This window comes from Paenibacillus sp. JT22N12, from assembly GCF_056269365.1.
In genome coordinates this window covers 208,603-230,825 of record NZ_JBWDNU010000004.1, presented here as the reverse complement: position 1 = coordinate 230,825, position 22,223 = coordinate 208,603, and the positions used below count along the sequence as shown (strand labels likewise).

General features: G+C 53.4%; 20 protein-coding genes. 6 read left to right on the top strand and 14 right to left on the bottom strand.

The features are described from left to right. Positions 1 to 8 precede the first annotated feature (8 nt). From AC0YOA_RS16655 to AC0YOA_RS16630, 6 genes are all read right to left on the bottom strand, one after another. Entirely contained in the window at positions 9 to 596 is a 588-nt protein-coding gene (locus AC0YOA_RS16655; RefSeq protein WP_210043570.1) for a guanylate kinase, read from the bottom strand. Between the two features lie 210 nt (positions 597 to 806). Further along, the gene (locus AC0YOA_RS16650; RefSeq protein WP_475787537.1) at positions 807 to 3,674 is read right to left on the bottom strand and encodes an S-layer homology domain-containing protein; all 2,868 of its coding nucleotides are present in this window, start codon (positions 3,672 to 3,674) and stop codon (positions 807 to 809) included. Between the two features lie 483 nt (positions 3,675 to 4,157). Then, the gene (gene trpA / locus AC0YOA_RS16645) at positions 4,158 to 4,973 is read right to left on the bottom strand and encodes a tryptophan synthase subunit alpha (RefSeq protein ID WP_475787536.1); all 816 of its coding nucleotides are present in this window, start codon (positions 4,971 to 4,973) and stop codon (positions 4,158 to 4,160) included. Further along, the gene (trpB, locus tag AC0YOA_RS16640; protein ID WP_475787535.1) at positions 4,912 to 6,198 is read right to left on the bottom strand and encodes a tryptophan synthase subunit beta; all 1,287 of its coding nucleotides are present in this window, start codon (positions 6,196 to 6,198) and stop codon (positions 4,912 to 4,914) included. Before trpB ends, trpA begins: the two co-directional genes overlap by 62 nt. 31 nt (positions 6,199 to 6,229) lie before the next feature. Further along, positions 6,230 to 7,192 (bottom strand): sugar-binding transcriptional regulator, encoded by a 963-nt coding sequence (locus AC0YOA_RS16635; protein WP_475787534.1) that lies wholly within the window; start codon positions 7,190 to 7,192, stop codon positions 6,230 to 6,232. Between the two features lie 297 nt (positions 7,193 to 7,489). Then, positions 7,490 to 8,092 carry a carbohydrate-binding family 9-like protein gene (locus AC0YOA_RS16630; RefSeq protein WP_210043586.1) on the bottom strand — a complete coding sequence of 201 codons (603 nt, stop codon included), beginning with the start codon at positions 8,090 to 8,092 and terminating at the stop codon, positions 7,490 to 7,492. A gap of 246 nt (positions 8,093 to 8,338) precedes the next feature. On the opposite strand from AC0YOA_RS16630, the gene AC0YOA_RS16625 reads away from it, so the two are divergent. The 3 genes from AC0YOA_RS16625 to AC0YOA_RS16615 all read left to right on the top strand — a co-directional run bounded on the left by AC0YOA_RS16625 (position 8,339) and on the right by AC0YOA_RS16615 (position 10,443). After that, positions 8,339 to 8,572, top strand: a complete 234-nt coding sequence (locus AC0YOA_RS16625) for a PspC domain-containing protein (RefSeq protein WP_210043595.1) — start codon at positions 8,339 to 8,341, stop codon at positions 8,570 to 8,572. Positions 8,573 to 8,635: 63 nt separating this feature from the next. Then, complete coding sequence (locus AC0YOA_RS16620; RefSeq protein WP_475787533.1) at positions 8,636 to 9,328, top strand: PspA/IM30 family protein; 693 nt, start codon at positions 8,636 to 8,638, stop codon at positions 9,326 to 9,328. A gap of 302 nt (positions 9,329 to 9,630) precedes the next feature. Beyond that, a complete protein-coding gene (locus AC0YOA_RS16615) occupies positions 9,631 to 10,443 on the top strand; it encodes an MBL fold metallo-hydrolase (RefSeq protein ID WP_475787532.1) in 813 nt (270 codons plus the stop codon). 262 nt (positions 10,444 to 10,705) lie between these two features. Here AC0YOA_RS16615 and AC0YOA_RS16610 read toward each other — a convergent pair whose 3' ends face one another. The 4 genes from AC0YOA_RS16610 to AC0YOA_RS16595 form a co-directional block, all read right to left on the bottom strand. Next, complete coding sequence (locus AC0YOA_RS16610) at positions 10,706 to 11,206, bottom strand: hypothetical protein (protein ID WP_475771231.1); 501 nt, start codon at positions 11,204 to 11,206, stop codon at positions 10,706 to 10,708. 342 nt (positions 11,207 to 11,548) lie between these two features. Next, on the bottom strand, positions 11,549 to 12,589 hold the full coding sequence (locus tag AC0YOA_RS16605) for a zinc-dependent alcohol dehydrogenase (RefSeq protein ID WP_475787531.1): 1,041 nt from the start codon (positions 12,587 to 12,589) through the stop codon (positions 11,549 to 11,551). Between the two features lie 114 nt (positions 12,590 to 12,703). Then, complete coding sequence (locus tag AC0YOA_RS16600; protein ID WP_475787530.1) at positions 12,704 to 13,489, bottom strand: SDR family NAD(P)-dependent oxidoreductase; 786 nt, start codon at positions 13,487 to 13,489, stop codon at positions 12,704 to 12,706. Positions 13,490 to 13,506: 17 nt separating this feature from the next. Further along, the gene (locus tag AC0YOA_RS16595) at positions 13,507 to 14,625 is read right to left on the bottom strand and encodes a mandelate racemase/muconate lactonizing enzyme family protein (protein ID WP_475787529.1); all 1,119 of its coding nucleotides are present in this window, start codon (positions 14,623 to 14,625) and stop codon (positions 13,507 to 13,509) included. A 327-nt stretch (positions 14,626 to 14,952) separates the two neighbouring features. On the opposite strand from AC0YOA_RS16595, the gene AC0YOA_RS16590 reads away from it, so the two are divergent. After that, positions 14,953 to 15,612 carry a GntR family transcriptional regulator gene (locus AC0YOA_RS16590; RefSeq protein ID WP_210043633.1) on the top strand — a complete coding sequence of 220 codons (660 nt, stop codon included), beginning with the start codon at positions 14,953 to 14,955 and terminating at the stop codon, positions 15,610 to 15,612. Between the two features lie 493 nt (positions 15,613 to 16,105). Here the strand turns inward: AC0YOA_RS16590 and AC0YOA_RS16585 are convergent, their stop codons facing one another. Further along, entirely contained in the window at positions 16,106 to 17,458 is a 1,353-nt protein-coding gene (locus AC0YOA_RS16585; RefSeq protein WP_475787528.1) for a (Fe-S)-binding protein, read from the bottom strand. Further along, a complete protein-coding gene (locus tag AC0YOA_RS16580) occupies positions 17,451 to 18,866 on the bottom strand; it encodes an FAD-binding oxidoreductase (RefSeq protein WP_475771226.1) in 1,416 nt (471 codons plus the stop codon). The genes AC0YOA_RS16585 and AC0YOA_RS16580 overlap by 8 nt, the downstream gene beginning before the upstream one ends. Before the next feature lie 238 nt (positions 18,867 to 19,104). On the opposite strand from AC0YOA_RS16580, the gene AC0YOA_RS16575 reads away from it, so the two are divergent. Both AC0YOA_RS16575 and AC0YOA_RS16570 read left to right on the top strand, forming a co-directional pair. After that, on the top strand, positions 19,105 to 19,818 hold the full coding sequence (locus tag AC0YOA_RS16575; protein WP_475787527.1) for a FadR/GntR family transcriptional regulator: 714 nt from the start codon (positions 19,105 to 19,107) through the stop codon (positions 19,816 to 19,818). Positions 19,819 to 19,896: 78 nt separating this feature from the next. Next, positions 19,897 to 20,112: a hypothetical protein gene (locus AC0YOA_RS16570; protein ID WP_475787526.1), complete on the top strand. Its 216-nt coding sequence runs from the start codon at positions 19,897 to 19,899 to the stop codon at positions 20,110 to 20,112. A 283-nt stretch (positions 20,113 to 20,395) separates the two neighbouring features. On the opposite strand, the gene infC is transcribed toward AC0YOA_RS16570, so the two are convergent. Both infC and AC0YOA_RS16560 read right to left on the bottom strand, forming a co-directional pair. After that, on the bottom strand, positions 20,396 to 20,881 hold the full coding sequence (gene infC / locus AC0YOA_RS16565) for a translation initiation factor IF-3 (protein ID WP_475787525.1): 486 nt from the start codon (positions 20,879 to 20,881) through the stop codon (positions 20,396 to 20,398). 96 nt (positions 20,882 to 20,977) lie between these two features. Then, complete coding sequence (locus AC0YOA_RS16560) at positions 20,978 to 22,042, bottom strand: metallophosphoesterase (protein WP_475787524.1); 1,065 nt, start codon at positions 22,040 to 22,042, stop codon at positions 20,978 to 20,980. Between the last annotated feature and the right edge of the window lie 181 nt (positions 22,043 to 22,223).

The following is a 22,223-nucleotide window of genomic DNA, read 5'->3' as shown; positions in this document are numbered from 1 at the left end:
CTTTTTCCTTAATCCCGCTCTTCCAGATTCCGCTGCAAATACTGCTCCAGCGTGTTGGTGATTTCGAACACCGTGTGCGCCAGATCATAGTTCTCGAAAGCATGCTCGCATCTTGCTTGCGCGATCATATCTGTCTCATAACGGCCCAGGCGCTGCTCGATGACCTCCCCGCCGATTCCCTTCTGCTGCTGGCGCTGTTCAACCGTCTGACGATCGGCGTAAATGAATAAACGGATCAACTGATTGCCATAGGTCTGTTTGAGCATTTCCGCACCTTCGGGATTAAGCACCAGGTAGACGCTTCCATTATTTTTGAAGCTGCGCTGGATATCACTGCCCCGAAGTCCATAGAGATTCGAATTTATCGTCACACTTTCAATAAAATCACCGCTTGCATCCAGCTCTTCGTACAGCTCCGGAGTAATGAAATGGTAATCCTGACCGTTGACTTCCCCTGGTCTGGGCTTGCGTGTCGTATACGACAGCACCTTTGTCAGACCAAGGGTAGAACCTACGCTATCTGCAATTGTTTTACGCCCCGATCCATCCGGTCCGGTAAATACAAATATAAAAGCGCGATCTTGGGAATCTGCCATCCTCATTACCTCCTTTGACTCTATATTACCTATATTCAGCGAGGAGCTGGAAAATCCTTCATTTCCATGGAGAAGAGGATAACGGTCCCGCCATCGCAAGGAATACATTCATATTTCACACATTCATGGAACCACTCGCCGCGAATCATAAAAAAGCGTGTTATCCAAAAGCTCTGGAGAACACGCTCGAATATTCTAGTGATTCTTTTCTCAAGTCCCCGGATTGGTAAGCGGATCGGCATTCGTTAATTCATTGACCTCTTCGAATGCGATTTGGCCGTTCTCTCCGATTGTCATTTCAAACACAATCCAGTAGATTTCACTGCCGGTGCCCTCCGGTACTGTATAGACCTGTGTCGGTTCAGTCACAGCGCCTCTGAACACTTCAATCCTGGCGCCGGATGCTCTCAATGTGCTGGTACCCGAGAAATGATGAACATAGAACTTGTAGGTTCCATTGATATCCCGGCGAATTGTTGTCGTTTCCGGTCCATAGGAGCTGACATCATCCAAATCCAGGTCAATAATGGTTTCACCTTCATGCTCATACTCCTTCTCTGCGTACCAGGTATGGAATCGTCCGCCATCCAATGTTGGCCCAAGAAGATGGGAATCAAGATCATGGGGATCTTTTCCCCATGTCAATACAATTCTCGTCTCCGAAGCATTAGGCACTCCGATTGCGGTTTGATCCTCATCTGTGTTTTTCACATTAACGGCTGCTACCCCGATCAAATACGTTTTAATATAACCGGTTCCTTCTCCCCCCAGCTCACCCGTATAGATGCCTGGCTGCAGGTATATGAAATAATTACCGTAAGCGTCCGTTGTTGCAGTGCCGGCAATGTCGCCATCCGTCTTGTCCAAGCCCTTGCGGAAAATAATATCAAGTCCTGCAACCGATTCTCCGGCAACATTCTTGATATGTCCGCCAAAGCCGGTCAATTTGACCGAACCGCTCTGACTTCCCGCAAATCTTATTTTATCCGCATTGGACTCCACAGTGACATACAAGGTCGAGCCATAGCTGTCCACCGGATCAAACGTGAACTGTCCTTCAGTGTACTGCAAATTGTTCAGCTCATAATCCGCACCATTCAATACAGCCGTTACGGCAAAATCAGCCGCAGTCTCATCAGCCACATAACCGTTAAAATCTACATTGATGGTTCCGTTCGTTACATGAATGGATGAGAGGGTTGGATAAGCCTCTCCGGGTTTATAAACAGAGACCGTGACCGGCACCTGGATATGAAAATCGCCGTAATCGGCTTTAATATAGGTGATTCCTTCGCTAACAGCTTTAACATCCCCATATACTACCTGCGCCACAGAAGGATCGTCGCTGCTCCACCCTGCGAAGGACGTGATGTCTTTATTTCCGTCATTTTTAACGCCGGTTAATACGATTTGACGGGTTGCTCCCACAGCAGAAAGGGAAAACTCCGCGGGCGTGTATGTGGTGCTGATGACCGTCGGGTCTGCTTCAATGACAGGCTTGCCGGATAGTCCGTCGAAGCTTATGCCTTCCACATTCAATTGTGCCGACTGGACCGAACCTTGTCCGGTAAAGGAAACAATCGCATCCGCGATCAAGTGCGAAACTGTCGAGCCTTCTGCCAAATGGAAAGAAGTATTCAAAGCCTGCTCGAATACATTCAAGTCGCCGACAGTGGATCCGGCAGCAAGAGTAATGGCAATTTGCTCCGCATGAACCATGACCGAGTCAAACGCCCCATTCAACGTAACTGCGGCATTATGAGGAATGGATCTGCTAATGTCCACTGGGCCGATATCGCCTACAGCTGCTGTTGTTTCAAGAATAGCGCCGGAAACAAGCTGGATTTGCTGAACGTTCGTTCCATCCTCAAGCACAAGGCGGATACTTCCGTCACTCTTATTCACGAAGACAGTAGCCAGAATCGAGTTAGCTACATGAATACTATTAGGCCCGCCGCCTTCTACGAAGGTATCACCAGTAACCGTGACATGGTCAAGCGTAACATTGCCGCTGCCGATATCGCCAAGAAGCCAAAGATCCCCGTTAACGGTTGTATTCTTCAAGACCACATCCTGCGAGCTGATTGTGACATCGCCGGTAACATTGCCCAGTGAATATTCACCTGGTGCTGTAATGTCCATCGCTGCCGGATCCTCTCCGTCATCGCCGCCGTTGTTGTCGCCACCCTGATCGCCGCCGTTATCACCGCCCTGGTCGCCGCCGTTATCGCTGTCATCGTCTTTGTCCCCGCCATTGTCCCCTCCGTTGTTGCTGCCGTCAGGTTTTCCGTCATTGCCGCTGCCGGGGCCCCAATAAACAAAACCGGAGTCGTCTTTGACTTTGGGTGGCGCAGTATCGTCCGTAGTTGTGTCCTCAGGCTTATCCGGGTTCAAAAGCAGAGCTTTGTCCGCGTAACCCGCTTTATTCACGATAAACTCGAAAGCCAGCCGCGCCAATGCCTGACGGTCGGCAATACCCGAAGGGTTAAAGCGGAACGAGCCGTCCTTGCCCGCAATCCCCTTAATGAATCCAATCCGATAAGCAAAGGACACCGAGGCTTGAGCCCAGTCCGACACCCTGGCCAGATCTGACAGGCTCTCATCCAGCTTCAATGATTTGGCAGCCGTCTCCCAGCCGAAAGCACGGATGAAGAAAACCGCCAGTTCCTCTCTGGTTACTGTTTTGTCGGGAGAAAAAGCAGTGGCGGAGGTCCCCTGGGAAATCCCCGAGTTCACCAGCGCTCCCACATAACCGGCATACCATTTGGATGCAGCGACATCCTTGAATCCTGCAGCTGCGGCTGCATCCTCCTCCAGGTTCAGCGACAGCGACAAAATCTTTGCCAGCTGCGCCCTTGTGACAGATTCGGCGGGCTTGAAGGTCCCATCACTAAAGCCGGAGATGATCCCCCTGTTAACCAATTCGGTGATCTCAGCTTTTGCATAAGACTGATTGATATCTGATAGTGTCCCGCCGGATTCAGCGGCAGCAAATGCATAATGAGTGGAAATGACAGACAGGATCATAGCGCAAACAAGCACAGCGGAAATTTTCTTATGTAATAATCTTAGTCCCAATTTCATTCTCTCCCTTTATTTCTATCTGGTTGTTGGATTGTAAAATGCCCCGCTAACTAACTCTGACTAGTCTTCAGAAACCACCCCTTATAGCAAATTAGTTAGAAGTAGAGCGTTTTCAATAGGCTAATATTACCATGTATGATTTTATTTTCAACACGATTCTTGCATTTTTTAGATGAAATTTAGAATACTATGTCGATATACCCAATTTTATAGTGTCTTACAGCCTATCCCTCCGGCAAAGAAAGACGAATGAGAATTTGTACAGCATCGGAAGCGGGATACCAGCCGGGCTTATCGGGCCAGCTTGAAGTCAAATTCGGCGTATTGCAGAGGACCGCCACTCAAGCAAATGAAAATCAATCCTGATTCCATCTGAATGGACCACTGCAGCTGCCGCATAGCTTGTGAAATACCAAAGAAGCCCGTTGGCAGCCCGAGCTTCTTTATGTATATACGGGGACAAACGATACATCCAGATTATTGCAGCGAGTTCAGAAACCTCTCCACGCCCGGAAGCCCATCCTGCTCCAGCACATGAAGAAGCTGCGTCCCAATGATGGCAATGTCGCATTTCCCCTGCAGGAAAGCCACATCTGCAGCGCTCTGAATGCCGAAGCCGACAGCGATTGGCGTCTTCGCATAGCCGTTGACCCGCGACAGGAAGTGATCGGTTTCCCCGCCAAAGGATGTCTTCGAGCCGGTAACACCCTTGCGCGCCGCGCAGTACAGGAAGCCTCCCGTCTGCTCCGACAGATAACGCAGGCGGTCAGCCGATGTGTAAGGCGTTGCGATCAGAACAGGCTCCACGGCATGTTCGCGGCAGGCCTCCAGGAAGGATCCGCTTTCCTCCGGGCAGGCATCGGGCACGATCAGACCGCGAATGCCCATATCCGCACATTCCTGCACAAATGCCTGCGTACCGTATTGTATCACGATATTATAGTAGGTCATGATCAGGAAGGAGATATCCGGGAAATCCGCCGCCACACGCCGGGCAAAGTCCATGCACTGCCGGGTCGTCGTGCCGCTTGCCAGTGAGGCCTGATTGGCTTTGAGGAATACGGGACCGTCGGCGATCGGCTCCGAGAAGGGCAGCTGAAGCTCGACCAGATCCACACCGCTCTCATGGAACAAACGGATCATTTCGTAATTGGCGTCAAAATCGGGATAGCCCAGAATTTGATGGGTCATCAGCTGGATTCCCTTGTCAGCGCGCCCCTTGATGATCCGTTCAGCAAGACTGGTCTTCAAGCCCTCTGCTTTTCCGCTTGATAAAAGCTTTCCATTCTTCATCCTGCAATCCCTCCGCTATGTTAAAGATGTCCTTGTCGCCTCGTCCGGACATATTGATGATGAAGATATCCGATTTCGAAGTTTCGGCAATATCCCGGAATGCCCCGGCAAAAGCATGGGTCGACTCCAGTGCCGGAATCAGCCCCTCCGTCTTCATAACCAGCTGCAGCGCCTCCACCACTTCCGCATCGGTCGCAGCCGTGAAGCGCACGCGCCCCTTCTCGGATAAATCAGCCAGAATCGGCGAGACCCCGACATAATCAAGACCAGCGGCAATGCTGTACGTATCGTTCATTTGGCCGTCTCCATTTTGCAGAAACATTGTCTTATAGCCCTGCGCAATTCCGGACTTTCCTTCGCCGTAAGCAATCCGGGCAGCGTGTTGGCCCGATTCCTTGCCTTGGCCCCCGGCCTCCACACCGACAAGCTTCACTTCATCATGAGGGAAAAAAGCCTGAAATACCCCCAGCGCATTGGAGCCGCCGCCAACACATGCATACACACGGTCCGGCAGCCGCCCCGCTGAGCGCAGGATTTGCTCCTTCGCCTCAATGCCGATGATCGATTGAAAGAAGGCCACAATAGCGGGAAACGGATGGGCCCCCGATGCAGTGCCCAGTACATAATGGGTCGTCTCAAAGCTCGATACCCAATCCCGCAGCGTCTCATTAATGGCATCCTTCAAGGTCCGGGAGCCATAATCGACGCCCACCACCTCGGCTCCCAGCCGCTTCATCCAGAAGACGTTGGCATATTGACGCTCCATATCCTCGCGCCCCATATAAATGGTTGCGGACAAGCCCAGCTTCGCCGCAACCGTTGCCGTCGCCACCCCGTGCTGTCCCGCTCCCGTCTCCGCAATGATGCGCGTCTTGCCCATGCGCTTGGCCAGCAGGGCCTGACCGAGCGCATTGTTGAGCTTATGCGCCCCGGTATGATTCAGGTCCTCCCGCTTGATGTAGATCTTCGCCCGGCCAAAATGCACGCTCAGCATGTCCGCATAGGTCAGCGGCGTTGGCCGTCCGGAGTAATTGGCCAGAAGCGCGCAGTACTCCTGCCAGAAAGCCTCGTCATGCCGGATCTGTTCAAAATGCCGGTTGATCTCCGCGAAGGCCGGAACCAGTATTTCCGGGATGAACGATCCGCCATAGGAACCGTAATAGCCGTTCTCCGTGAACAGAGAATTGGCCGCTTCGGGTATAGAACCCGCTGCATGCTTCATCATTTGAATTCATTTCCCCTTCCTGCTCCTGTACTCAATGCTTGTGATGAAACTCCATAACGGCTCTTGCCGTCGCCGCGTCCGTCACCAGAATATCGATCCATTTGCCGCGCAGCACAGCTGTAATCGCTTCGACCTTGCTCATGCCCCCGGCAATCGCAATAACATTGGGAATGCCTCTCAGCTCGCCGGCAGACAGTCCGATGAACCGGCCGCTCCCGGGAAACAACATCTCCTGTCCGTTTCCATCCAGAAAAGAACCGCACAGGTTCGCCGCCGCACCGCTATTCCGCAGCTCTGCCATATCTTCCGCGCTGAAGCTGCCCGAGGTGACCATGGTTGCCTGCCTACCCACTTCGCCGATGCTGACAACCGCGACACGGGAGCGCCGCGCTAGCTGGAGCACCTTGTCGATTTCCGGTTCCTGCCGCAGGAGCCGGCCTGTCGCTTCATTGGCCACAACAGCGGGAGCATGCATCATCCAGTATTTGGACTTCAACTTCCCCGCAAAAGCCACCGTGTTGGAGCTGGCATGCCATGAAGCGCCTGCCGGACCCCAACCGCCGACGAGAGGCACAAACTGCAGTTCCTCCCGCGCAAAATAATCCATCTCCTCTGCAGCGCTTGCTACCGTTCTGCCAGCCATCACGCCCACGATATCGCCGTCCTTCAGCACCGACTCCATCAAGGCAGCGCTTGTTCGGCCAAGCTGCGCATACAGCTTATCCCCTTCCGCTTCCGCCGAATCGACAATGAGCGCATCGTGGATACCGAAGGTTTCGATAAAAGCCCGCTCAAGCCCCTGCTCGGTTGAAAAGGGGTTGTTGATGGAGATGCGCACAATACCTTCATTCCTGGCAGCCGTCAGCATCCTGCTGACATGCGGACGCGAAATACCAAGCCGTTTGGCGATTTCCTGCTGGTTCAAGCCATCCTCATAATAAAGCTGACAGATCTTCACCAGCAGCCGAAAACGTTCATGATTGATCTCCGACATTTGCCTTCGATGCCTCCTGATTGAGCTCCGTGTACATTTGTACATTAAATACACTTATGTACATGCAAGTATACCGCTGCATCCGCCGGTTGTAAACCCGGAACATTAAGCAAGAAAAAAACCTTGCCGTCCTCTCAGTGACCGTGTTGAGTTTTCTCATCCCTCAAACCTGACAGGCATTATAGGGGCAGTAACGTTTGCATGTTTTAAGGACAAAAAAACAGCCTCGAGAACCCTTTATCAGAAGAAAAAGGGGTTCCTGAGGCTATTCTTGGGGACGTTATGGCAGAAGAATGATTAAACAAACACCAACCATCCGAATTTGCCCGGCATATGAAAATTCACTTTGCCCGTCGGCTGCCATGCGCTGAACTCACGTACGCCATCCGGCTTGTCGTCAATCCGGTAAAAGTTCACCCGCCATTTCATTCCGGCAGCTATCGGCCGCTTGAAATTCCGCATCGGAATATGGATATCATAGAGCGTCCATCCGCCCTCCTGGGTCCTCACACTATTCACCAAGCCATCGAAATGCCATTCCGTGCGGGCCTCAATCTTACCCTTCAGATCATTGGTGATATAGGCATCGAAGACAATATTATGCGGGCTGACTTCCAGCTCCAGATATTCCTTGCCGTCCCCTTCCTCGTCGATAAACACTTCCACCACGTCCTGCTCATATAACGGCTCATCATGCTGCGTGAAGTCGGAAACCACATAATCATCCTGACTTGTGAAGCGTATGTACAGCCCCTCAGCGTTCCAGTGCATCTGCACATAAGTAAGTGCCTGGGGAACCCCGCCTGATACGACATCCGACAGCGCAATCCGCTCTATCTTCTCCCAAACCACCCCGGATTCTCCGAGCTCCTGACAGCTGTACGAATTTTGCGTTTCCATTATTCATGCCCCTCTCCTTGGTTGATTTCCAATTCAGTTGATCCCATCATGCCAGATCGCGCGCCTGGCTGTAAATGATAAATTTCTCCTCGTGTGCCCCTTGAGTCGGATAGGGTCCCCGACTTAAGCCCAGCATGAAAAACCGCCGCAGGACTGTTTTAGACATTCCGGCAGGGAGCTACAATAAAGCTATCGAAAGAAGAGAATCTAAAATCGCCTTTAAAATAAGAAAGGAGTTTGTCACACATGAACAAACTTTATCTCTCCAGAACAGATCGGAAGCTTGCCGGATTATGCGGGGGCCTTGGTCAATATTTGCGCATTGACCCCACGATTCTCAGAGTCATCCTGGTTGCAGCGGCATGCTTCAGCGTTGGCACCATCTTCCTGATCTATCTGCTTGCGAGCTTTATCATTCCAAAAGAGCCCGAGAATCCGATCATGAACATGAACCACTTTCATTACAATCCATACAACTAAGCAGAGCGAGTCGGCAAGAAAACCGGATTTCAAAACCAAACATGATAAGGGAGTGTATGAACAATGGGAGTTTTAAACAGACTATTTGATATGACAAAAGCAGCAGCGAATGAGCTGATGGATAAGCTGGAAGAGCCGGGCATGATGCTGAATCATTACGTACGCAATATGCAAAGTGAAATCGACGGCCTGCAGGCAGAGCTTCACAAGCAGGAGGCTGCGGTCCGCGTGCATGGACAGCAGGCGGAAGAAGCAGCCCGGATTGCGGACATGTATGATGCGAAGGCGCTTGAAGCGATGACAAACGGTTATGAGACGGCAGCCCGCGAAGCGCTTTCGGCAAAGCTGCATTATACGGAGAAGTCACATGAGGCCGCAGCGTGGCAGGAAAATGCCAAGGTCCGGATTGCCGAGCTGAAGCCGCGGCTGGAAGATGCCAAGGCTGAGCTGAAAGTCATGCAGAAGAAACGCGACGATCTGGTTGCCCGCATGCAGCAAACGCAGGCCAAATCCCATACATCCACGCCAAGCTTCAGCTATGGCTTTGAGGAAGGCACCGCTGCGCGCGGCTTTCAGCGGATGGAAGACAAAATCAATCAATGGGAAGCTTATTCCCAGGTGAAAAAAACACCTTACGGCTATGCCTCAGCAGCAGGCGCCGCAGGTTCATATCCTTCGGATTCCGAGGAGCAGTCGACGAAGGATTCACTCATCAATGAGCAGCTGGAACAGCTTCGCAAGAGAACGCAGGCTTGACGAATCGTCCTCTTGAAAACGCCTAAGACCCCAAGGCGTGCATACTCCGCTATAATTGCAGTTATAGCGATCATATAGAAGCGGTAAGGAAACAGCCTCCCCCGGAGAAGCACAGCAGTCATCGTGCCCCTCCGAAGGGAGGCTTCGTGCATGTTACGCATGCATAAAGTGTAGCAACATCCCATCGCAGCATGTAAAATAGAAGAACCAGCGTAAGCGGTTAATCAATCTATCATCTTGCGGGTACCAAAACACGCGAACGGGGGAACTGTTGTCTTATGATCGGGGAGGTCGAGTATGACATGAATATTATCTATAAACGAAGCTTCATCTCGGTTTACAGCAGCATGATGTACCGAATGAACACCACCATCATTGAAACACATGATCTGGTGCTGCTCGTTGATCCTGGCTATCTGCCCTCCGAAATTCAGGCGCTGCGCCATCATATTGATGAAATCAGGGATTCCCGGCCGCTTTACCTGCTTTTCACCCACTCCGACTTTGACCACATCGCCGGATATGGAGCCTTCACGGATGCCATTACGATCGCCGGACAAGCCTTTGCCGAGCAAACCGATCAGGAACAGGCGATCCGGGATGTTCAGCTTTATGACGATGAAGCTTATTTGGACCGGCCTTATGAACTGCTTTACCCTCCTGTTGATTATGTCATCCGCGAAGAAGGTCAAACTCTGCATATCGGCAATACCCAATTAACCTTCTACATCGCACACGGTCATAACCCGGACGGCATCCTGACCGTTGTTGAACCGCTGGGACTGCTTATCGCCGGAGACTATGCTTCCGACATCGAGTTCCCTTTTGTCTATTACAGCTTCCCCGAGTACCGCGAGACCTTGAACACCATGCAGCGTCTGGTTGCGGGCGGATCGGTCCGCGTCATGATTCCGGGTCACGGCTCCGTGACGGAGAAGCAGGCCGAGATGGAGCGGCGCGTGAAAGCTTCCCTCGCCTATCTGGATCTGGCTGAAGCAGAGGCGGTTTCCGGCAACCGGCAGCCTTTTGAACGGTTTGTGGAACGGCAGGGCTACCGCTATTCCTTAAGTCTGACCCGCCGGCATGAGAACAACATCAAGCTGCTGCGCGAGTGACCGGCGGCAGTCTGCCCCGTTCAGCCGCTTGTTTAAACAAGGCAAAACAAAAAGAAACTTTTCTTGCCGTCCTTTTGACGTAGCAGCAAGTTTCTTTTCTTAGAAATATAAGCAAAGTAAAAGGAATCTTCTACTTTCTTAGATGCTAAAAAGAAACGGCTGTTCCCGTCTTTTGACGGAGCAGCCGTTTCTTCCCCCGGAAATTATAGCAAAGTATCATGGAACCCCTATTTGAGCTCCATGCACCGGGCTTTTGGTCCCTTTATGACGGCTCGAAGCCTTCCTCTTGCAAATACTGCTCCGCTTCATCATAGGTTTCAAAAACCATTTCAAGATTCAGTCCGGCGTAGACATACCACAGATCGTCCTCCAGCCTCAGATCCAGAGTTTGATCATCCGGCCCCTTCCAGCTGCCCGCCTGCCCGCTTTCTTGGCTTGCCGCAGCCTGCTTCCTTCGGCTTTTGGGTTGGGGCGCCTGCGGCACTTTCATGGACAGCGAATGGATCGACTCGTCTATCAGGGAGCGCAGCTCCTCCGCCGAGCTCTCGCGAATATTCGCGAAGCCCCGCTCATCGGTCTCATAACCCCTTAGCAGTCCCGCATAAACAAACCCGTTGCCGCCCGGATGCAGATGATAAACAACGATCTTCTTGTCATGGACGCTTTCTTCAAAGTGGAAATTCACACGTCCCAGCGAGACGTTTTTTCGCTCCAGCTGGGGAAAGGATTCAATTATCGCAAGCTTTTCTTCAAAACTAAGCATTCCATTACAGCCTCCAGGATCACGGTTCAATTTTGCTTGTAAGTATAACACAGAGCCGCGTTCCTACGAAAGCTTGCATGGCGCTCCCGCTGCTTGAGTTGCAGTTCTTATTCCGTCATCCGGCCCCGGGCAGCCTCCGCATTTTTTCCGCACCGCAAGCAGCTCCCCGCACGCTTGTGTGGCATTGCATGACGGCTGTCCAACCACTTCACCGGAATGACCCATGGATGCAGGCCCTTCATACACGGTGGCAATAATGGCGCAGCTTGCCGTTTATCCCGGCTGACAACGTCAAATGGACACTCAGCTCCACGCGTCCTTGACGCTGGCAGCCATGTGCGATCACCCGCGGACGCTTCCTGGAACCAGCAGCACTTTGGACACATGGCCGGGCTGGTTCAAGAGGGTTTCGTACCACTTGGCCCCTTCGCCAAGAGGCGCTTCGACAACGCCGTCCGCAAGACCCATCCGTCCCTCATGCACCCAGCTCAGGGCTGTGCGAAAATTAAGCTGCGAATAAGCAAAAGACCCTGTCAGCGAAATTTCGCTGCGGATCGCCACATTCACCGGCAGCATCGATTCCTCCTCATGCAGGCCTGTAAACACAACCCGTCCGCCCGATGCGCATGCGAGCAGGCACTGCCTGCGCGTCAATCCCGCTCCTACCGCATCAATGGCTGTATCGACGCCTGCTCCGCCTGTAAGACGCATGACCTCTTCCAGCGTATCGGTCCGCGACGGGCAGATCAGGTGCGCTGCCCCAAGCTTGCGCGCAATCGCCAAACGTTCCTCGTTCATATCAACGGCGATAATCTCTCTTGCGCCGTATTGGAGCACAGCTTGCAGGGTAAGCAGGCCGATCGGCCCCATGCCCAGAATCAGCACCGTCGATGCCGGCTTCGCATCGGCCAGCTCTGCGGCCCTGACCGCGCATGCGGCGGGCTCGACCATAGCCGCCTTCTGAAGGCTCATTCCGCCAGGCAGCGCATGGAGGAAAGCAGCCGGAATTTTCACATATTCCGCATTGCTCCCCGGAAGCGCGGCGGACAACAGCTTGCGCGACACACACAGCTGCTGCCTGCCGCTCAGGCATTTCCCGCACTGTCCGCAGGTGACAAGCGGGTTCGCCGTTACACGCTGGCCCACAGCCCAATGACCGGATGCCTCGACCCGGCTGCCCAGCGAGGCGATGGTGCCGGAAAATTCATGGCCGAATATGACGGGAGGCTTGCGGAGCGAGTTTTTGCCCAGATACCCGCTTAGCTCCGAACCGCAAATACCCGAAAAGGCAACCCGGATCACGACCTCATCCTCACCGGCCACGGGCTCTTCCGTTTCTCTCATATTCATCAATCGGGGACCTTCATAGATAAGTGCTTGCATTCGATTATCTCCTTCCTTCGAGCAATCCGTATCAACATCGCGTTCAATATTTATAATACGGGCGGATATGCCCGATAAACAACAGGGTTACAAGCTCATTTTTGTATGGTCCGGTCAAAACGTGACCGACAACCCGCCGTCTACCGGCAGGACCGCACCGCATATGTACGAGGCGTCCTCCGACGCGAGAAAAGCTATGACTCCGGCGGCTTCCTCCGGCTGCCCGGAACGTCTTTGGATGATTTTGCCGCGTGCGGCATAAATGGATTGGAACCATTCCGTCTCATGCTCCTTAACCCCGTCCACCACCGACATCGGCGTGTCAATGAAACCAAGCGCGACACCATTCACGCGGATGCCCTCGTCCATCAGTTCAAGCGCCGTGTTGCGGGTTAATTGGTCCATCGCGCCCTTGGCGGCATTGTAGTGCGACGATTCCTCAAGCGCACGGGCGCCGTTGATGGAAGAGACATTGATGATGCGGCCCTGAATACGGTTCGCTATCATCAGCTGGGCCGCTGCCTGCGTGCAGAAATAGGTGCCGTCTACGATAATGTCGAACACCTTGCGCCAAGCTGCCCGGTCCGCGCCAAGAAAACGGATTGGCTGAAACGCCGCTGCATTGTTCACCAGAATATCCAGCCTGCCGCAGGTACGCTCCACATGGGCAAAGATGCCGCTCACCGACAGCTCATCCGAGACGTCTCCCGCGGTATATTCCACTGCGAACCCCTGCTCCGTCAAAGTCCGGGCGGCCGCTTCGCCCAGATCGGCGCGCCTGCCCGTAATAACAACCTTTGCCCCTTCGGAAGCAAGCCGGCTGGCCGTGGCGTATCCGACTCCAGTCGCTCCTCCCGTTACGAGCGCAACCTGGCCTTCAAATCTGCGCATATTCGCCATCGCCCTTGTCGCCTTCCTTACTTCACACGGTATTTCTCGACAACCGCTTCATCCACCGTAACGCCAAGCCCCGGAAGCTTCGGCACCTGCACATAACCGTCTTTGAAGACAATCGGCTCCGCAACCAGCTCCCTCGAAAGCGGAGAGGTGGACACCGTATGCTCAATCATGAAGCCATTGGGTATCGAAGCTGCAAAATGCGTGCTTGCCGCGACCAGAATTCCTGTCTTGAATGCATGCGGAACGACCTTCTTGTGACGCTCATGCGCCATATAGGCAATGCGTTTGCCTTCCGTCAGACCGCCGCAGCGTCCAAGGTCCGGCTGAACGATATCCAGATGACCGTCTTCTATCAGCCGGCGGAAGGCGGCAACGCCGCTCTCCTGCTCGCCGCCGGCAATATGCAAATGAGTGCGGTCCGACAGCGCCCGGTAACCCGCGATATCCTCGGGGTGAAGCGGCTCCTCCAGCCAATACACGCCGTATTTCTCATAGATTTCGGCCATCTTCAGCGCACCCTTCAAATCCCAGGCAAGCCCCGCATCGATCATGATATCAATATCATCGCCTACAGCTTCACGGATGGAGCGGATCTGCCGCTCGTCGAATTTGGCATCGCGGCCGATCGGCCCCCAGCCGAACTTCATCGCCCGGTAGCCTTCGGAGACAAACTGGCCGGCGAGCCTGACAGCTTCCCCGATCGTGTCCGGCATCAGCGAGCTGGCATAGGCTTTGAGCTGTGAGCGGTACGTGCCGCCAAGCATCTCGGAGACCGGGCGGCCCGCGTGCTTGCCCATAATATCCCATAGCGCCATATCAATGCCGCTCATCGCATGAATAGCCGGTCCGCTGCGGCCAAAATAAATCGTTCCCCGGTACATTTTATCCCAGAGCCGGTCGATTTCCAGCGGGTTCTCCCCGATGAGCAGTGATTTCAAGCCCGTTGCAATCGAATGAGAAGGCGGAGCGTCAATTGCCGCTTTCGCCACGAGTGGAACAGAGTCAACCTCGCCCAGTCCCGTTATACCCTCATCCGTGTGGATACGGATCATTAATGTATCCTGTGTGCCGTCGCATTTGCTTGCGTCCAGATCAGGAATTCTCAAATAAATGGATTCAACCTCTGTAATTTTCATGGATGCTCACCGCACTTCCTTATTTGGGATGGATGACTGGCTGTAAATATCAAGAGATAAATTATTGGTTACGGGTTAACTATTAATGCCCTTACCTGTTTGGCGGATTAATCTTATGACCCTGACCAGATGTTAGTCTGCTTGCATAGAACACTTATATCCATTGTTATTATATTAAGTCCTCTATTTAAATATTGTCAACAATATTTGGTTAACTACATTTGCGGCGTTGTTGACAATTTTCAACCTCGTGATTTTTTCCCGGTTTCGAAGTATACTACATGTTATCCGATCATTTTGTTGAAAATTAGAAGGGAATTTACTGACATGGCTGAATTCACGTTCAAACAGCAAGCCAATACCTCATTGCGGGAAAAAGTGACCAACGACCTGCGGGAAGCGATCCTGAACGGGCATCTTCAGCCCGGCGCGCGAATCAAGGAGATGGATATTGCCGAGCAGATGGGCGTCAGCCGCGGTCCCATCCGTGAAGCGATCCGGCAGCTTGAGCGGGAAGGGCTGCTGATTTCTTTTCCTTATAAAGAAACCGTCGTTGCCGATCTGGATGCCGAAGAGGTTCAAAATATTTTGATTCCCATCCGCTTCCATATTGAATCGTTCGTCGTTCGGCGCTATCTGGATAAAATGGACGATGCCTTCTTTGCGAAACTCGAGGAGATCATTGGCGAGATGCGCGACGCTGTGGAACAAGGCAAGAATTCAAGGCTCGTGGATCTGGATCTGCTTTTTCACCAGACCATTCTGGACATGGCGACAGAACGTACCGTAATGCTGACCTGGCAGAGCATCGTCAACCAGATCCGTCTGCATTTTTCCAAGAATCTTCCTTTTTATGAATTGAGTCATATCGAAAGCGATCATCAAGCCCTTCTGGATGCCTTCAGAACCAAAGATCCCGAGCAAATCCAGCAGGCGGTCCTCAAGCATCTGGAGGGCGACGAAAATTTGCTTTGTTTTACGAAGTAAAATGGACCAAGATTGGCTGACTATGTAGTCTTCTGTGCAGTGAAGTAAGGAACTTGCGGCAGTCTGCTGCTGCTTTCGGCATACCTTGCCGGAACACCAGCACTGCTCAGAGTTGGCGTTGCTGCGCATATGAGGAGGTTTGTTCTTACTATCCCCTCCTGCTGCCTCCAAGCAGGTTTTTCCGGCTTAGAGTCGCCAATTTCCCTCGTCGAACCGTTGTAAGCCGATTTTTCCTCATTGGAGCAATGAATGCTGGATTTCTCTCAGGAGAGTTAACTCATGAATTTATGCAAATCAATATCAACCTTGAATATAGACCATCTATGATGCGAAAAATCAAAAAAGAACCTCCAACCCATCTATACGATGAAGCTGGAGGCTCTTGGTGCTGCTCTTGAAGCGAAAAATGGGGAGCATTCGCAGATTCCCGGGTCGGAATACCGCTTTCACTAGCTTATAGCCTGCATTGAAACAGCAACCATGCAAGAACCGGTTACCCGTTCCCGCCTGGCGTCATGTTCTCGTACAGAAAATCAACCAAATGGACGGCCTGCATTTCCTTATCCAATCCACTTTTGCTGATACCCAGCTTCATCTGCAGGAGGCAGCCGGGATTGCTCGTGATCATGTAGCCGGCGCTTGTATTCTTCGCATGCTCCATTTTGTGGTCCAGAATTTGATTGGCCATATCCGGCTGCGTCAAATTGTATATGCCCGCCGAACCGCAGCAGCGGTCCGACTCCACCATTTCCACAAACTGCGCGCCATCCACGCTGCGCATCAGCTTGCGCGGGGCGTCGGAGGATTTCATGACATTGCGCATGTGGCAGGAGTCCTGATAGGTGATGCGGGCAGACTCATCCTCTTTCAGCTCGAACTTCGGCAATCGGCCGTGCTCGACAATGAGGCGCGCGACATCCACCGAGTGCGATGCGAACCAGGCAGAATCCTCCTTCCACTGCGGATCATGATGCAGCAGATGGTCGTACTCGCAGAGCAGCGCCCCGCAGCCTCCGGCGTTGGACACAATCCACTCCACGCCCGCCTCGCGGAATACGCGGATGTTGGTCATCGCCAGCTTCTGCGCGCCGCCAGCCTCGCCGCTGTGGGCATGGAGCGCCCCGCAGCAGGTCTGCTCGTCAGGAATGACAACCTCGAATCCTGCCTCTGTCAGAAGCCGTACTGTGTTCACATTCGTCTTTGTGAACATGACGTCCATAATGCAGCCCCGGAAGAGTCCGACGGTTGCGATCCGCTCGCCCTTGGCCGGGTGGCGGACGCCAATTTCCTTGACGACTCCGGCGCTTGAGGCTTCAGGCAATATGTTCTCCATATTCTTCATATGGTCGGGGAACATGTTCATCACTCCGGTGCTGCGCGTCAGCTTCTGCAGGCCTGACTTCTGATAGACCTTCAGTGCGCCGCCAAGCAGCCGCATCCGGCGGGGATGCGGGAACAAGCCTTCGAATGCCAGCTTGCGCGCCGACTTGACCCACCAGCGGTGACGGACCGTGTGGTCCTCCACGGCATCGCGTGTCTGCTCGATCAGCTGCCCGTATTTTACGCCGGCCGGACAAGCCGGCTCGCAGGCGCGGCAGCCCAGACAGTGATCCATTTGGGTCTCAAAGGCATGATCCGGCTCCATGACGCCGTCCACTACGGCCTTCATCAGAGCAATCCGGCCGCGCGGCGATTCCGCTTCAAGCCCCGTCTCCCTGAAAGTGGGACAGGCAGGAAGGCAGAAGCCGCAGCGCATGCAATTCATCAATTCATCGTAATCCAGCTTCTTCTGCAGGGTTTCTACAAGGGAAACCGTCATTCCCGGTTCCAGCAGCTGCTTAGCCATGCTCAATCACCACCCGCTTACGCGCCGCTTTGGCGAACATTTTGCCCGGATTCAACAGTCCATCCGGATCGAAAACCTGCTTGATGCCGCTCATGACGGTCATTCCCGCAGAACCGACCTTCCACTCCAGGAACGGCGCCTTGACCAGTCCTACTCCATGCTCCCCGGTTATGGTGCCGCCGAGGCGGATCGCCGCTTCGAAGATATCCTCGAAGGCCGCTTCCACGCGGTGGATCTCATCCTGATCGCGAGCGTCCGTCGTCGCCGTAGGGTGCAAATTGCCGTCGCCTGCGTGGCCAAATGTGCAAATCTGAACCTTATGCTTCTCGGCAATCCTGTTAATTTCCAGCACCATATCGGCGATCCTGGAACGCGGCACAGTAGCGTCCTCCAGAATGGTCGTCGGGCGAAGACGGGCAAGGGCGGTGAAGGCGCTCCTTCTGGCCGTCAGCAGCTTCAGCGCCTGCTCTTCATTCGCCGCGATTTCCGTCCGGTCCGCATTCTCGGCGCGGCAAATCTCGGATATCCGCTGAATATCCCGCTCGACGGTTTCTTCATCGCCATCCTGCTCGATCAGCAGAATCGCCTCCATATCCAGCGGCAGACCCAGCTTGGCGAAATCGTCCACCACGCGTATCGTCGGACGGTCAAGAATCTCCAGGGTGGCCGGTATGATCCGGTTCTCGATGATGCTGGACACGGTCCGCGCCGCGCCGTATATATCCTTGAACATCGCCAGCATCGTTTTCTTGTACTTGGGAGGCGGAATCAGCTTGAGCGTCGCCTCCGTAATAACGGCGAGCGTTCCTTCCGAGCCGACGAGCAGCTTCGTCAGATCATAGCCCGCCACATCCTTCATCAGCTTGCCGCCGGTGCGGATGATTTCGCCGCTCGGCAGAACCGCTTCCAGCCCCAGCACATAATCCTTGGTGGTGCCGTATTTCAGACCGCGGAGCCCCCCGGAATTCTCGGCTATATTGCCGCCGATAGTAGAGATTGCCATACTGCTTGGGTCCGGCGGATAAAACAGCCCCAGCCCCTCGATATGCGTGCTGAACTGCTTCGTATTCAGTCCCGGCTGCACAGTCGCCGTGAGATTCTGCAGGTCAACCTCCAGAATCTTGTTCATCCGGTGCATAACCATTACAACGCCGCCATTCACCGGCACGGTGCCGCCGCACAGATTGGTGCCCGAGCCGCGGCTGATCACCGGAATACGGTGGCGGCTCAGCACCTTGAGCGTCTCCGAAACATGCTCGGTGCTGGCCGGATAAATCACGCCATCCGGAAGCGATTGCAGCATCGGGGTGCCATCGTACGAATGGGTGACGAGCGCTTCCTTGTCGTCCCTTACCCACTGGTCGCCCATGATGGCCTGCAGCTCCTTCTTGACTGCTTCAGCTAGCATTTAACCACAACCTCCCAAGAAACATTTAACAGCATTAAAATAATTGATCAGGTCATCTGATGACTTTATTACTCGAAAGTATACCATACCGGATCAAAAACGGGTACAATAATTTGTAAGCGCAGGTTTCGGAGGGCTCGTGTGTCCCTCTTCAGGAGAATTGAACGACACTTGAGGGGTCAAAGCGCGGATCACGCCTGCTTATTATTTAAGAAGCAACGGGAAGGACTACATACAGGTGACAAATACAAGACCGCTGAAAAGCAGCGAATGGGTCATGAATGATCTGAAAGCGCAAATCGCCGCCGGAGAGTGGATGCCAGGCGACAAGCTGCCTTCCGTTGTGGAGCTTGCTGCGTTGTTTGGCGTCGGCCGCTCTACCATCCGGGAGGCGCTCAGCGCGCTGAAGGCTGTGGGCATGCTGGATATCCGTCAAGGCGGCGGCACCTATATCAGGGCCGAGGCTCCTGAGCCAGCGCCGCCTCCGGATAACGCAGCCGAATGGATGTCCCGCGCGGAATCTCTGCGCCATATCCTTGAGGTGCGCAAGGTGCTGGAATCCGGCTGCGCCGCTCTTGCCGCCAAGCACCGCTCGGAGAACCATCTGCAGCTTTTGCGGGAAACGCTAGAGGACATGAGAGAGCACTTGTCCGATGAACAGGCCGGCGAGCAGGCCGATGTCCGGTTTCATCTCCAAATTGCCGAGGCTGCGCAAAATCCGGTCCTGACCGACCTTGTCCGCTCCTTATCGGAGAAGCTGCATGACAGCATGAAGGATACGCGCGCTTTATGGTTTTATGCCGAGCTGCGTTCTGCGGAGCGGCTGCTTACCGAGCATACCGGCATCTATGAAGCGATTGCCAACCAGGACGAGCGCCTCGCTGCGCAGCTGATGGAATCTCATATCGCCAAGGTGGAACGGGTACTGTATGAGAAGACCAATCGGTCCTGAGTATACCAAGGCCAAGATTGCTGCCGCTTTTTTTGGGGTAAGTTATTACCATCACATACAGACAAGGTGGCGAACCCCATGAACAAGAAGAAACCGGAGCATGAAATTACCAATCCTGACTATTATAATGCAACCTCCAATACAGAGGCAGGCATCAACACGCCGAGGGATCGCGAGGACATCGCGGTTACCGATATGATAAGCGAAGCCGTCGAGGAAATCGTCGATAACATTCAGCACAGCTTTGAGGGAAAGCCCCGGGTGGAGAAAGATAGGCGGGACCGGCAGGAATAAACAGAGGCAGACTCCGCATTCCACAAGAAGAAGCGGCGACCTTTGGGGGCGCCGCCAGGTTTCTTCCCTCCAAAAATATAAGCAGCGTATAGTGGAAACCTGGCCTGTTTTATATTTTAAGAAGGAGCTGCGGCCGTCCCCCGAAGGCACCACATGCAGCAACGGTCGTATAGAGTAAGCGCTTCTCGAACACAAACAGCTCCAACCTCGACGGTTGAAGCTGTTTGTTTTATTTTTAAGCCCAATATTGCCCAATCTCTTGATTTCACCGCTCACCCGCGTCCTAAAGAGGATTGACGCGGACTGCCGCCTGCTTGCCGCTGACCTGAATGCCGGTATCCTTCTTGCCGGAGGCAGCCAGATCCTTCAGCATCCGCTCGAGCAGCTCCTTGGCTTTGGGGCCTTCCTTCCCTTTCAGGCGGATAACCAGCTGCACAGCGTTCCCCGACGAGAGCAGCTTTTCGCTCTGGCGCAGCTTGGTATCGTAATCATGGTCCTCGATGGCCGCCGTCAGACGGATCTCCTTCAGCTTCGCCGGCTGATCTTTTCTGGTGGACTCACGCTTGTCCGCAGCGGCTGCCTGCTTGGCCAATCCCCGGCTCATCAGCTTGCAGGGCGGCGGACTGCTCATCAGTGAGGTGCATACCAGATCCACCTTCAGCTTCCTGGCCATGGCCAGCGCTTCGCTCGTCGGCACAACTCCCAGATCCTCGCCCTTTAAGCCGGTGAGCTGAACCTCAGCCGCTTTGATTTTCTCATTCACAATCATGTACCCGGTCGCTCCTTCTCCATTTCAGCATCCTTATGACTATTATAGAATGGATCGGAAGCGGCCCGCAAATGATTACGGCGGTCTTGAATACACTCAGCTCCCCTTCCCCATTGGGGTTAAATCCGCATCCAGCGCGAATTCATCCTTGCCCGGATGGTCCACCGGATCGTAGAAATTATAATCATCCAGATAAGGCGAGTATGTTTTGACGTAGATTTTATTGGTTTTCACGCTGAACTGGAGCAGCCGGATATAGCCGAGTCCCCCTTTCAGGGCATTCTGGTAATCCGCCAATATCTGATATACCTTCCGGTCAGGCACGCCATCCCCGTTATCGTCAATGGCATTAATCAGCTGTTTCGCAGCGTGATAGTGACCGGATAATACGGCAAATACATTCTTGTTCGGCTTTACAACCCGCTCATACACTTCATCTGCAAGCGGTGATCGGCTTCCGGAGATCTGCAGATATTCATGAAGATTGAGTATGGCCTTGCGTCCCGGATACCGCTTGATTACGTCATCCATCCAGACGATCTCCGGCTCCCCGATCCCCCACCCCATGTAAACCAGAATAAAATCGACGCCGCCTGCAGAAACCAGATCATAATGGCCGCGGTTATTCTGGTAGGAGCCGCTGAAGGCAGGCTGCTTCTTGAACCGGCGTTCGCCAAAATATCTCTGGTACTGCCGGTAATCGCCCTTGCGCTGCGACACGTCATGGTTACCGGCCAGTATGCCGTACGGAATGCCTGATTTCTCCAAGACTCTCATGTTCTTGTCGGCTTCGGCCCATTGTTTTTTCTTGCCGGCATCGTCGACGATATCGCCGGTATGGATCACATATTTGATCTTCATGTCCTGCCGGTGACTCACGATCCAGTTGACGATACCTTTGTAGATGTATGGATAGCTCTCGGAATAATACTGGGTGTCGGACATCCATACAAAAGAGAAATCGTAAGGCTTCTGTTCCACGGCTTCCCGTGACATTGAAGAAGAATTCCGGGCATAAAAGTGAAAATGGGATGGCCAGCCGTCACTATGGCCCGCCAGTCCTCCGCCTGCCTCCGCATAGACGGCGTGCGTCAAAAGCCCGGCCAGCATACAGCAGATCAATAATGCCGAAAACCGTCTCTGTGCTGTTATTAACCGCATAAACGATAAACCCTCCTTAATAAAGGGGTGTATGCTTTAGCTTTATCCATCCTCCCGGAAACTATTACTGTACAGCTGACCTATTCTTCCGGAGCGTATTGTTCTGCAGGAATAAAAATACCGTCCGGCAGCTACCGGACGGCAATCACATATGGCGGTCATTTTATAAACGACGGCTCCA

Excerpts from the sequence above, each read along its gene's own strand:
- infC (WP_475787525.1), bottom strand. The coding sequence starts at position 20,881 with ATGATTGTGAATGAGAAAATCAAAGCGGCTGAGGTTCAGCTCACCGGC.
- AC0YOA_RS16620 (WP_475787533.1), top strand. The coding sequence starts at position 8,636 with ATGGGAGTTTTAAACAGACTATTTGATATGACAAAAGCAGCAGCGAAT.
- AC0YOA_RS16605 (WP_475787531.1), bottom strand. The coding sequence starts at position 12,589 with ATGCAAGCACTTATCTATGAAGGTCCCCGATTGATGAATATGAGAGAA.
- AC0YOA_RS16600 (WP_475787530.1), bottom strand. The coding sequence starts at position 13,489 with ATGGCGAATATGCGCAGATTTGAAGGCCAGGTTGCGCTCGTAACGGGA.
- AC0YOA_RS16615 (WP_475787532.1), top strand. The coding sequence starts at position 9,631 with ATGAATATTATCTATAAACGAAGCTTCATCTCGGTTTACAGCAGCATG.
- AC0YOA_RS16595 (WP_475787529.1), bottom strand. The coding sequence starts at position 14,625 with ATGAAAATTACAGAGGTTGAATCCATTTATTTGAGAATTCCTGATCTG.
- AC0YOA_RS16590 (WP_210043633.1), top strand. The coding sequence starts at position 14,953 with ATGGCTGAATTCACGTTCAAACAGCAAGCCAATACCTCATTGCGGGAA.
- AC0YOA_RS16630 (WP_210043586.1), bottom strand. The coding sequence starts at position 8,092 with ATGGAAACGCAAAATTCGTACAGCTGTCAGGAGCTCGGAGAATCCGGG.
- AC0YOA_RS16570 (WP_475787526.1), top strand. The coding sequence starts at position 19,897 with ATGAACAAGAAGAAACCGGAGCATGAAATTACCAATCCTGACTATTAT.
- AC0YOA_RS16580 (WP_475771226.1), bottom strand. The coding sequence starts at position 18,866 with ATGCTAGCTGAAGCAGTCAAGAAGGAGCTGCAGGCCATCATGGGCGAC.
- AC0YOA_RS16610 (WP_475771231.1), bottom strand. The coding sequence starts at position 11,206 with ATGCTTAGTTTTGAAGAAAAGCTTGCGATAATTGAATCCTTTCCCCAG.
- AC0YOA_RS16625 (WP_210043595.1), top strand. The coding sequence starts at position 8,339 with ATGAACAAACTTTATCTCTCCAGAACAGATCGGAAGCTTGCCGGATTA.
- AC0YOA_RS16560 (WP_475787524.1), bottom strand. The coding sequence starts at position 22,042 with ATGCGGTTAATAACAGCACAGAGACGGTTTTCGGCATTATTGATCTGC.
- AC0YOA_RS16635 (WP_475787534.1), bottom strand. The coding sequence starts at position 7,192 with ATGTCGGAGATCAATCATGAACGTTTTCGGCTGCTGGTGAAGATCTGT.
- trpB (WP_475787535.1), bottom strand. The coding sequence starts at position 6,198 with ATGATGAAGCATGCAGCGGGTTCTATACCCGAAGCGGCCAATTCTCTG.
- AC0YOA_RS16655 (WP_210043570.1), bottom strand. The coding sequence starts at position 596 with ATGGCAGATTCCCAAGATCGCGCTTTTATATTTGTATTTACCGGACCG.
- AC0YOA_RS16585 (WP_475787528.1), bottom strand. The coding sequence starts at position 17,458 with ATGGCTAAGCAGCTGCTGGAACCGGGAATGACGGTTTCCCTTGTAGAA.
- trpA (WP_475787536.1), bottom strand. The coding sequence starts at position 4,973 with ATGAAGAATGGAAAGCTTTTATCAAGCGGAAAAGCAGAGGGCTTGAAG.